Source organism: Colwellia sp. 6_MG-2023, from assembly GCF_030547765.1.
Classification (GTDB): domain Bacteria; phylum Pseudomonadota; class Gammaproteobacteria; order Enterobacterales; family Alteromonadaceae; genus Colwellia.
In genome coordinates, this window is sequence record NZ_JAUOPP010000006.1 from 77564 (window position 1) to 89686 (window position 12123).

The window sequence follows — 12123 nt, forward strand, 5'->3', positions numbered from 1 at the left end:
TCGAAAATCATTCAGATCGTGCTCAAAACTCATATTCACTTAACATTTAGTGAAAAAGTTTCAAATGTATCATTAAATATATTGCAATAATTAATGCAAATCATTATCATTCGCTCAAAATTACTACCTAACTCTAAAGACAATACATAATGAACTTTAAATTGAAAAAAACATGGCCTATCGCTGCAGCAGTAGCCAGTATTTTGGTAACTGTTTCTCTTCCAACTTTCGCCGATGAAACTAATACGGTTAATGCTGAAGAAAAGAAAGTTGAAAAAATAACAATTTATGGTAGACATAATCAATTGATATTGGAGTCAGGCACTGCAACTAAATCTAATATGAGTTTGATGCAAACACCAGCAGCTGTGGTTGTAGTCGACAAACTATTAATTAGTGAGCAAGCAGGGGCTACATTACAAGAAAGTTTACGAAATGTGAGTGGTTTATCTCAAGATGGTAATAATTATGGCGTTGGAGATAATTTAGCTATCAGGGGCTTAGGTGTAAACTACGCGTACGATGGTATGTATGGTGGTGCCGATTTAGAAAATAGTTATAACCCTACACGTTCAATGACAAACATTGAAAGTATTGAAGTATTAAAAGGTCCTGCTACAGGGCTTTATGGTATGGGATCAGCGGGTGGCGTAATTAACTTAATTGAAAAGAAACCACAACAAGAAGAGGCTTATCAAATAAGAGCTGTTGTTGGTCAATGGGATAATTACGGCGTTATGTTCGATGCGACTGCTGGCATAACAGAAGACACGGCTTATCGCGTAGTAGCTAATTATGAAACTTCAGATGGATACCGTGGTTTAAGCTCTGAACGTTCAGAGTTATACACATCATTAAGCCATGCTTTTTCAAACGATAATACAATACTTTTATCTGCTGCTTATATTGATGATGCGGTACAAATAGATTCTATCGGTGATCCGGTTCGGCTAATTGATTTAACTTTAGTAGATTCATTACCTGGAAATATTACTGCTGCTGACTTGGTAAATGGCGACATTGACAGTGGTGGCCTACAACTAACTGATTCACAACGCCAAGAGCTTGCAGGTACTTTAGCCTCTACTGATGGTTGGCAACCTTTTGATTTAGGTGAAACTGGTTTGATTTCACCTATCTCTACGCCGAATGAAGGTAAAGAGTTTAGAATCAAACTTCGTCAAGACCTTAATATTACAGATGATTGGACCCTTACTCATCAATTACAATATCGAACTTATTCTACAGATTATGTTCGTCAAACATCAGCTTATAATTATATTTATCATGATCGTAGTGGCACCATTAACCTTGACCCTAGAGCGCCTTTAGTTCTTGATGATGTTCTATATCCTTATGCGGCACGCCGACAAGAATACCGTAAAATAAACGCTGACGAGAAAACATTACAGTACTTTGCTGATTTGTCTAACACATGGAGTTATGGAAGTTTAAGAGGTGAGCACTTATTAAGTGCTAACTACGAAAAGCGTGATATGGAATATCAACAGCACTCAATTTGGGATGCTGATGATACCAGAAGCGATGCAGTTCCTTATATTTTAGATATTCGTAATCCTAACTGGCCAACGGGAAGTTTTGAAGATTATAATCCGTCATTACGTAGTAAATACGATAAATCTGCAACAGCTTGGGGCTTGAGCTTACAAGAAGTTGTTTATTTTAATGAGGAATTAACCGCTCGTATCGGTGGTGCTTACAGCTCTGTTAAGCAAACGTATCAAAATCAATTTAGTGACGGTAACCCAGAGCTTGACGCTGATGATGATGGCTTTACTTATAATCTAGGACTTAACTATCAGTTTTCTAAGTATTTCTCTACATTCATTAACCACTCAAAAGGTAGAACAGCTTACAGTGTATTAGGCAGTTTAACCGAGGATGATAACCGTCCTGATTCTGAGTCAGTATCTTGGGATTTAGGTGTGCGCTTTACAGCACTTGATGAAGATTTATTAGGCTCGATTGTCTTATTTGATACCGCTCGTACTAATCTACGTTATGAAAACCCGTTGTATGAAGATGATCCGGCAGATGCCGCTTTTAATATTGATGTAGCAGAATATTATTACGACGAGCAAGATAGTACGCAAGGTATTGAAGTTGATATAAACTTTGCAGTTAACGAACAATGGTCAATGAATTTCAATGCGACTTACCAAGAGCCTGTTACTGAACCTGGTGGAAATGCTCTAAGTGTAGTTGATGAGCAAACAAAAGGTATTGCTGAGAAGTTTGCAAGTATTTGGACTAACTATAGTCATCAGTTTGATGGCTTAGCTAGCCCAATAAAATTTAGTATCGGTATGACCTATGAAGATGAACGCTCTATTTCTTCATCTTCATTTGGTATTAACTATGCAATTATTGAAGCTTACACTGTTTGGGATAGTGCGATTAGTTACGCTGGCGAAGATTTTGATGTGCAATTGAACTTACGTAATTTAGCCAACGAGACTTATTATAGTAAAGCTATGTTTTTAGGTGGTTTACCAGGTGAAAGCCGAAATGCTAAACTGACTGTTACTTATAGTTTTTAATACTTAATTCGTTCAACTATGAAACATAAATATGATGTTTTGTTACGCACAATAGCCGCCATTTTTGGCGGTTATTTTGTTTCATCTGCTTTTAGTTTCGCATGCGTGCCTATTTTAGTTTGGTTACAGGCATGTGATAGAAATGAGGCAATCATGGTAGCAAGTATGCTCAGCTATGTTGTTTATTTTACTGTTATTATTATGAGCTTCAGCCGTAAAAGTTCATGGCTACTTTGGCGAGATATTGTGTTATCTCTTTGCCTTTTATTGATTACTTTTTGGTTGATGGATGACGTATGAAACCTGACTTTAGAAAGTCTATGATTTGGCTACATACCTACTCTGGTTTGCTCATAGGTTGGTTGTTGTTTACTATTTTTTTGACTGGAACATTAAGTTACTTTAATCCTGAAATAACACAATGGATGAAACCAGAGCTGGTAAATGTATCATCAACAAAAGGCATGGTTAATCGTTCTTTGTCTGTGTTACATAAAGAAGGCATTGATGCTGATAGGTGGCGTATTTATCTACCTGATAACAGAACACAACATTGGACTGTTCAATGGAGTGAGGGACGAAAAAGGCATAACTTAAGCTTAGGACCTAATGAAGGGGAAATATTAACACCTCGAGAATCTGCTGGTGGTAACTTTTTTCGAGTATTTCATTACACCCTACAACTTCGTGGCTATGGTGGCAGGTACATCGCTGGCATCGCTGCCATGTTTATGTTGGTCGCTGTTTTTAGTGGTATTTATACACATAGACGATTTTTTCGTGACTTCTTTACTTTACGCATAAACAAGCTTTCAAAAACGTTAACCGATTTTCACGCACTTGCTGGTGTTGTAACCATGCCATTTTGTATTATGATTTGTACTAGCGGTATTATGATCTATGTCATTATGTATATGCCCTTTAGTGCAGACCATTACGTTGGCGGTGAGCGAGAATTAAGCCGGGTATTAAGTCCTGGCTTAGAGAAAGTAAACACCAGTGTTACTCGTCAACTCCCTTTGAGTGACTTTGCTATTATTCAGCATCAAATAGCAGAACATTGGCCAGGCGATAATCAAATTCGCCGAATTACTTTTGAAGCACCGTATAATCAAAATGGTCGAATTATTGTCGATAGAATAAAAGATTTTACACTTTCTAGGCAGTCAGCGCGGTTAGTTTTCTCATCTCACAGTGGTGAACCGTTAGCCGGTTACTCAGAAGCCAGTACCGCAACAGAAGTAAGACGAGTTTTTTTTGGTTTACATGAAGGACATTTTGCTAAAGCGGATTTACGTTGGTTATTGTTTTTTATCGGTTTATTATCTAGCGCACTGATTGCTACGGGCTTGATTATCTGGGTAAATAAACGTCAAGAAAAAGTTAATAATCGTCATATTGGACATGCTATTGTCGAGCGTTTAAATATCGCTGCTATTAGTGGCTTACCCTTAGCTATAGTCGCATTTTTTCTTAGTAATAGATTATTACCTGTTATGTTAGCTGAAAGACCAACAGCAGAAGTTCAGGTGTTTTTATTGACTTGGTTGGTTTGTTTACTTCATAGCTTCATACGCCCAGTTAAAAATGCTTGGATTGAACAATTATCAATTACGGCATTAGGCTGTTATTTGATACCGATCATTGATTTACTTCAGGACAGTCAAAGATTAGAAAACGCCATAATAAGTGGTAACTCTGCTTACCTAACGTTTACATTGTTTATCATCTTTACGGGAGTAGCTTTTATGAAAACTGCGGTTTGGTTGAATAAAAAAGAGTTTGCTAAATTGGTTACAGTAGGGTGATAAAGTAATGCTTATTGTCTTTCTTACGCAGATTATTGGCTTGTTATGTTTGTCATTGAGTATGGATAAACATTTCAAATCTATTTTTAAAAGAGCGCTCACGTCACGTTTAAGCCTTTATTTTAAAATTTCAGGCTGGTTGACTATTATAATATCATTATTATCAGTTTCACTGATGTCTTTCACCTTTTCCATCGCCATTCTTTATTGGTTAGCTTTTTTGTCTGTTAATATTTTATTTGTAGTGATTATTTATAGTTCATCTTCTTCAAAAAAGTAATTTCTTATAAAGTTATATAAATAATATAACACAAGACAAAGAAGGTGATTTTGATCGTGTGAATGTAGCTATTCACTACAGCTATTTATTATCATTATGGAGCTAAAGAGTCGCTTATCCCAAATTTACATATCATTTTTACTTAATTAATTATCATGCACAGTGGTTAGATCTAATGTTAACGCATGATAAATGCCTGATGATCTAGTATCATATTTTTATTCTTAGTACGTTTTATAAAAGATTAAAAATAATGAATAGAAATGAGTTAGAGCAATATTTAGATAAGTTATTAACGCCCGCAATAATAAAGGATTACGCGCCTAATGGGCTGCAAATACAAGGCAAAGAAGAAATAACTAAAATAGTTACAGGTGTAACAGCGTCGCAAGCATTAATTAATAGGGCTATCGATGAGAAGGCTGATGCAATACTCGTTCATCATGGATATTTTTGGAAGAATGAGTCTTATGTTATTCGAGGTATGAAGCATAAGCGTATTAAAGCGTTACTTGATAACGACATTAGTTTATTCGCCTACCATTTACCGTTAGATATTCATCCAACGTTAGGCAATAACGCACAATTAGCAAAACTGTTAAACATTGATATCACTGGACCACTTGAGTTAGGTAATAAGTTAAGCGTTGCTATACAAGGCGAGTTAACTAAAGAATATTCAAGTGATGTATTCGCTCAAAAAATTAGTGAAAAACTTAATCGAACTTGCTTACATATTGCGCCTCCATCAAATAAGCCAATTAGAACGGTTGCTTGGTGTACTGGCGGTGGACAAGATTATATTGAGTTAGCAGCAGAGCAGGGCATTGACGCCTTTATTTCTGGTGAAGCTTCAGAAAAGACTACACATATTGCTCATGAAATGGATATACATTTTTTTGCTGCAGGTCATCATGCAACTGAGCGTTACGGCGTTAAAGCTTTAGGTGAATGCTTAGCAAAAGAGCAAAATATCGATGTTGTTTTTGTGGATATCGATAACCCAGTCTAGCGTGTAAGCACGAGCCGATAGACCTTGTTATTAGTTTACCATTATTGATTTTTTATGTATAAAAAAAGCCTACTTAATTATTTTAAGTAGGCTTTTTCATTTCTATATTCAGTTACTTATCTAATAATATTAATTATTACTTTGATTAGTAAATGTCATTTTATATCCAGTTGCACTATCAGCATCTTTCTCTAAAATAATAAATTGGTTTGTACTATCTTCATCAAGTGTTAACTGAGTTGATGCTAGCACTATGTTACTACTATCAAGGCTACCAATAGCATAAATAGAATATGTATTGTTAAGTAGTTGAGCTGTAGTAGGTACTGCAAAAATAGTCGTTAAACTTTGTGATGCTGTTTCAATGATTTCATCATTTAAAACAAAATATACTTTAACACTAGAGAAATCATCAATGATTTCATCTTGGTCAATTAAGTTAATTACAGTCATTTCATGACTATAAATATTCTCAGAAGTACTATTAGTAACAACAAGTGAATTTAGTGTAATGTCTAGTTCATCAATATAACCATCACCATTTTCATCGATATCGCCATCACCATCTTCATCTACAGCTTCTTCTAATAAATAAAGGAAGATTGTTTTATCAGTATTTTCATTCAATGGTAATAAGTGGTTACTGATGATTTTAGTTTGATTCTCAGATGAAACGACATTCATGCTGTAATCACCTGATTCAATAATTGTTGATGGACTAAATTCGCCATAACCAAGTGAAGCAACTTCCGGTGAATCATCAATTGCATTAATATGAAAGTCGATATTTTTTTCATAACCAGGTAGTAAATCATTTTCTACAATACCATTGTATACACGGTAGCTTGCTTCAGCACCAGAATCTGTAAATTCTTGTGTCGTTGAAGTAGATACGATATCAATAAGGAATGGCGATGAACCTACACCTGTGTTTTCTCTAATTACAATAATATACTCAGATGCATAAGGAAATGAGATATCTTCTGAAGTGAATAAAACGTCACTTTCACCTGCTGAGGTGATGTAGAAAATATAGCTATCTTGATCTAATTTTTGATTCTCAGATAATTCAGTATAGCTTGTTTTATTTAGTAATTGAGCTTCATTAAATGTTTCATCAGCTTCAGAATAATAAAAGTCTAAACCAGCAGACCAGTTATGCATGTTAAGAACTTTAATATTGAAAAGATCATCATCACTATCATCATTTAGTTCATCATCATCTCTAACAGGAATTTCATAAACTAAAACTTGTGGCGCTTTAATATCTTCTGAGATAACAATAAATTCAACACTCTCGTTGCTGATTTTTAGTTGGTCTTGATAAACAATTTCTAAATCGCTTTGATTTCCAAACTCATTTTGCCAAGCTAATTCAATATCATAAGTGTCAGGTTCATAAGAGAAACGACTACTAGTATTAGAAAATGTAATTGCAGAATATGTTTGTTCAACATAATCGTCATCATCATACTGATCTATTGTTAAATAAATTCCAGGGGCATTTGGCGATAAGTTATATAACTGCACATAGCCTGTTTTAGAGCTTGAACTACCACCACAACTCATTAAGGTGAATGAAAATAGTAGAACACACCATAGCGGTATATTTTGTTTAAATTGAAAATATAGAGAATTATTGTTTGTCATTTGTTTACCTTTTGTAAATTACCACTATCAGAACATTAAATTTAGGGCAATATGCACCCTTAGCTAGATTACTCAAATTTTAAGCAGTTAAGTTAACCTGGTTATTATTGTACTTGCAGATAGAGTGTATTGCTCGTAATAAGTTCATCATATAATAACTGATTTAGTGAAATTTACATAACTTTACATAACTTTACAATATTAACGGTATTACAAGCATGATTAAAAGCAAATAACACTACTCTTCGGTCATTTATAAATGTCAGGCTATAATTTTTAATCTAGCGGTAGTCGCCCATAAAATTGTCACTAGTCGTATGTTAAGCCCCTATTATATTTAACCCACAAACTCGAAGAGTTTGTCCTGATATAGCAAAACTATGTTCATCACCTAAAAAACTAACGGCTTCTGCAACATCAATAGGTAAACCACCTTGCCCTAAGGCATTCATTCTTCTTCCCATTTCTCGAGTAAAAAAAGGCATTTTTTTCGTCATTTGTGTTTCGATAAAACCTGGAGCTATGGCATTGATCGTAATTTTATCACGGGCTAACTTGGTATTCATACTCTGAACATAGCCAATTATGCCCGCCTTAGAGCAAGCGTAATTAGTTTGACCACCTTGACCGGCAATACCATTCATAGAAGATAAGCAAATGATACGCCCTCCTGGATTAATAGCTTGCTCATATAATAGCGTTTTATTAATACGCATGACGGCAAGTAAGTTAATATTTAGGGTTTGTTGCCAAAAATTTTCTGGCATTTTAGCTAATGTTTTATCTCGGGTTATGCCGGCATTATGTACGATTAAATCAAAACCGCCGTGCTTTTGAGCTAAGGTGACCAGTTTATTTCCTGCCTCCTTTGCGGAGACATCTAAAATGACACTTTCACCTTGTAAGGTATTCATTACCTTGTTTAGCTGTACCTTCATTGGCTCTATATCAATGCCGATTACAAAATATCCATCATCAGATAGCTTTGTCGCTATCGCTGCGCCAATACCTTGCCCAACACCTGTGACTACCGCAGTTTTTTTAATCTTTGATGTCACCGAAGGAGGGGTTATTAAATTATTTTCAGCGTTTATTGTTAAGGTTTGACCACTAATAAAGGAAGATTTGCTCGATAAAAAAAAGTTTATAGGATTTGATAATGCTGAGTGAGTCGCATAGGCTTCATCATTAATAAAAATAACATTAGTGGTGCTGCCTTTTCTGCCAACTTCTTTCGCTAAACTTTTACTAAAGCCGATTAATGACTGGCTAAAGGTATTTTCATCTTCACTTCTATTGGTTGATTGTGGGTGAGCAATAATTAATATTTTTGCATTGTTATCTAGCTGTTTAAGTGTGCTTTTAATCGTTGTATATAATTGTTGGTAGCTACTTTCATCAAGATAATCGGTTGCATCAATAATAACCGCTTTAATAGGCCTTATGGTTAAATCAGCTATACTTTTAATTATATGCGTTGGTAGCTGGAATAAGGCCTGTTCAATATTTGGGTTAATATGCTGACTTATACTTAATAGGGCAACGTTTTCAGGCAGTGAATTTTTACTATTGAAGCGCTGCAGAGCAATAGGCTCAGGAAAACCAAGCAACGAAAAAAACTTATTTGTTAAGCTCATGCGTTTTATTTTTAATAGAGTGATATTTTCAGTTTAACAAATTATTTTGTATAAGTGCCTAACTTTTCTTTAACTTTAGTGCTTCACTTAATTCACCTAGTTTTAGCCATTATACTTAGCGGTTAAACTTTAATGGTAAGCAAATATCTATCGTTACACCATCAGGTGAGCGATGGTTATATGCGCTAATTTTACCTTGGTGAAATTGACAGATCAATCGAGCTATATATAAACCCAAGCCAAGGTGAGGCTGTTCGGTGATTTTTTTATTAGCTGAATAATGTTCACGTAAGGAAACCATTGAATCAAACAAGCTTTCATTTAGTTGCTTAGGTAATAGAATACCATTGTTATGAACTAATAAAGTCACTTGTTCATCATGTCGTTTTAAGTCAAAGGTGATAACATTATCTTCACTAAATTCAACGGCGTTATTAACGACTTTATCTAGTAATTGTACAATATGCTCAGGTGAGCCTTTAAATGTTAACTTAGCAAGATCAGTATTCAATATAAAAGTATGCTCTTTATATACTTGTTGATATCCAGCAATACAGCCAGAAATAACGGTTTTTAAATCAAAATCAATTTTTTCTGTACTCGATAACATCTGCTCAAGCCGGGTCGCTTCGCTCATATTTGTTAAAATTAAATTTAATGTATTAATGCCTGTTTGTGCTCGTTCAATATAAGGATTACTTTCGATTGATTTATCTGCTGAGTTATCAGCTAATAATTTTTGTTTTTCTTGTATCGCCAGGTTTTCTAAAGATGTTTTTACTACCGCAATCGGTGTTCTTAATTCGTGAGATAAACGTGATGACATGCTTTCTAAGTAGTGATTATATTCGCTAAGTCGATTAACGGCAGTAGTAAAACTACGCGACAAATCACCTATTTCATCATGACTGTTAGATGGCGATATTTTGCCAATAATACGTCCTTGGGGATCAATAGCATGTTCTGCCTGGTTAGATAAGTGTCGAATACGTGATGAAATGCGTGTGGCAAAAATAATAAAGGTTAATGCCCCTAAAGTCATTATGGCTAAAATTACGGTAAATAACTTTTCTAAAGCTCTATTTCTTAATGTGCGTATACCATTTGTTGTTTCTTCTACAATTACAGCACCTTGCACTTGATTGTTAATGAAAATAGGGTAAGCAGCAGATAGCACTAATGCTTGTTTGTCTGTTGTTAATCGCCATTGAGACTTAGCTTTGCCTGATAAGGCATGGACAATATGTTCGCCACTTAAGTGCCCAGCATCGTAGATTTTGTCAATGAAATCTGTTGGCGGTTTAGTCAGTATTTTATAATACAGAGGAAGTAATAAATGCTGTTTAAATCGATACCAAAGACTTTTTTCTTCTTGATCATCTAAGGGGTCGGTTTTTGTTTGCCAAACGCCACTAGCTGATTTTAACGAGCCTGCACTGGCGAGTACTCTATGATGTTGGTCAACAACCCAAATACTCGAATTAGTATAGCGCATACCTTTTACAATACGCTCAATTTCAGGCGAAGGAACTAATATGGTGCCTAAACTATTGAGCTTGCTTGGATCAGCAGAGCCTATAGCTGAAGTAACTTCGCCACCAGGGCTATCTACATCAAAAAAAGCAAAGGCAATTTTATCGCCTAGCGTTTTTAAGGGAACACGTAATTCAATATTATAACCTTGGGGAGTTAGTAACCAATGCCCTTGGATCTGAGGCGCTGGTTTTGGGATATCATCAGGATCATCTGTAATGTTAAAGGCTGATATCCAACCGGCTTGTTTATTACTGATAATAAAACGATTTAATTCATTGTTAGTGTCGCTAAATGATAGAGCTAAATGATCATTGTTGGTGATGCTGCGGTTATTTTTACCACGAAATATAACTTTATTATCAACGACCTGAAAAAATAAATATAAATATTTGTCATATTTACCAACACTTGCCTTAAAGTTTAAACTTAATGCATCTTTTGCAAATAGTTGCTGTTGTTGATTATAAAAATGAGCTCGTTGTGAAAAATTTGTCCAATCATTAGATAAGCCATCGAGTTGGATCGCTTCAGTGAACTGATAGCCATATAAATCTTTACCTTGCTCTACGCTAGGTAAAAAACTGGCTTGGTTGTTAAATAAATTTTCACGTTCATGTAATGCTGTCGCTAGTGCTCTAGCAGTACCTACCAGTGTTTGCTCTTGTCCAAAACGTAAATACTTTTCCATTTCCCATACATATTGATAGCCAAACCAAGGAATGACAAATAGAAAGCTAGAAAGTAATAATACTTTGGCTCTTAAACCAACGCGTAATTGAAAAAACTTGTTATTGGGCATATGGGTCTGTGTTAGTCATTTCACTTAACCAGCGATAGCCCATACCATAAACGGTTTCAATACAGTCAAAATGTTCATCGGTTTTAATAAACTTTTTACGAATACGTTTAATATGAGATGTTATGGTGCTGTCATCAACGTAAATTTTTGAATCAGTCATTAATTGCGTACGGTTTTTAACATGTCCTGGGTGCTTGGCTAGTGCATGTACTAACCAAAACTCAGTAATCGTTAAGTCAATGGCTTTACTTTGCCATGTAATGGTCATGCGTTGACTATCAATTGTTAAGGATCCTGTTTGGGTTATATGATCATTATTAATAGGCTGTTTAAAAGCTTCTTGGCGACGAAATAGGGCAGATATCCGCGCAGTTAAGTGCGGTAAACTAATATCTTTTGTTAAATAATCATCGGCACCAATACGAAGCCCGGACACCGTATCAAAGTCGTTATCGCGAGCGGTTAAAAAAATGATAGGTAAACTCGCTGATTTGGCCCGCAATTGCTGACATAAAACAAATCCCCCTTCATATTCTTGATTCAAACCAATATCTAAAATAACTAAATTAGGTAAACGTAAATTGAAAGCTTGTGTCGCTGTTTCTCGACAGGCATAAGTTTGCACTTGATAACCTTGGCTACGCAATACATCAGCATAATTTTCACGTATGGCGGCTTCATCTTCAACAATAGCAATTCGTTTGGTCATTTATAAATACTTTAATAATTTTTGATAGAGATAAGTAGTTAACAACAATTATCTCTATGTTACAGAAAACAATGCCTTGAATGGTCAATACATTGCAAACAATAGCGCTGTCTCGGACTATATCTAACTTT

At 35.2% G+C, this 12123-nt stretch carries 9 protein-coding genes; 5 read left to right on the forward strand and 4 right to left on the reverse strand.

Features of this window, described 5'->3' with window-relative positions; translation table 11 throughout:
• Window positions 1–149: 149 nt before the first annotated feature.
• From Q4503_RS05725 to Q4503_RS05745, 5 genes are all read left to right on the forward strand, one after another.
• Window positions 150–2561, forward strand: a complete 2412-nt coding sequence (locus tag Q4503_RS05725) for a TonB-dependent siderophore receptor (RefSeq protein ID WP_303601650.1) — start codon at window positions 150–152, stop codon at window positions 2559–2561.
• Between the two features lie 18 nt (window positions 2562–2579).
• A complete protein-coding gene (locus tag Q4503_RS05730) occupies window positions 2580–2861 on the forward strand; it encodes a hypothetical protein (protein WP_303601651.1) in 282 nt (93 codons plus the stop codon).
• Window positions 2858–4369, forward strand: coding sequence for a PepSY domain-containing protein (locus Q4503_RS05735; protein WP_303601652.1), 1512 nt, complete (start codon window positions 2858–2860; stop codon window positions 4367–4369). The genes Q4503_RS05730 and Q4503_RS05735 overlap by 4 nt, the downstream gene beginning before the upstream one ends.
• Window positions 4370–4376: 7 nt before the next feature.
• Window positions 4377–4649: a DUF3325 domain-containing protein gene (locus tag Q4503_RS05740; protein WP_303601653.1), complete on the forward strand. Its 273-nt coding sequence runs from the start codon at window positions 4377–4379 to the stop codon at window positions 4647–4649.
• Window positions 4650–4902: 253 nt separating this feature from the next.
• Complete coding sequence (locus Q4503_RS05745; protein ID WP_303601654.1) at window positions 4903–5661, forward strand: Nif3-like dinuclear metal center hexameric protein; 759 nt, start codon at window positions 4903–4905, stop codon at window positions 5659–5661.
• A gap of 129 nt (window positions 5662–5790) precedes the next feature.
• Here Q4503_RS05745 and Q4503_RS05750 read toward each other — a convergent pair whose 3' ends face one another.
• The 4 genes from Q4503_RS05750 to pdsR form a co-directional block, all read right to left on the reverse strand.
• Window positions 5791–7311 carry a hypothetical protein gene (locus Q4503_RS05750; protein WP_303601655.1) on the reverse strand — a complete coding sequence of 507 codons (1521 nt, stop codon included), beginning with the start codon at window positions 7309–7311 and terminating at the stop codon, window positions 5791–5793.
• A 320-nt stretch (window positions 7312–7631) separates the two neighbouring features.
• Window positions 7632–8948 carry a 3-oxoacyl-ACP reductase gene (locus tag Q4503_RS05755; protein ID WP_303601656.1) on the reverse strand — a complete coding sequence of 439 codons (1317 nt, stop codon included), beginning with the start codon at window positions 8946–8948 and terminating at the stop codon, window positions 7632–7634.
• A 115-nt stretch (window positions 8949–9063) separates the two neighbouring features.
• Window positions 9064–11283, reverse strand: coding sequence for a proteobacterial dedicated sortase system histidine kinase (pdsS, locus tag Q4503_RS05760; protein ID WP_303601657.1), 2220 nt, complete (start codon window positions 11281–11283; stop codon window positions 9064–9066).
• On the reverse strand, window positions 11273–11992 hold the full coding sequence (gene pdsR / locus Q4503_RS05765; RefSeq protein ID WP_215972431.1) for a proteobacterial dedicated sortase system response regulator: 720 nt from the start codon (window positions 11990–11992) through the stop codon (window positions 11273–11275). Before pdsR ends, pdsS begins: the two co-directional genes overlap by 11 nt.
• Window positions 11993–12123 lie beyond the last annotated feature (131 nt).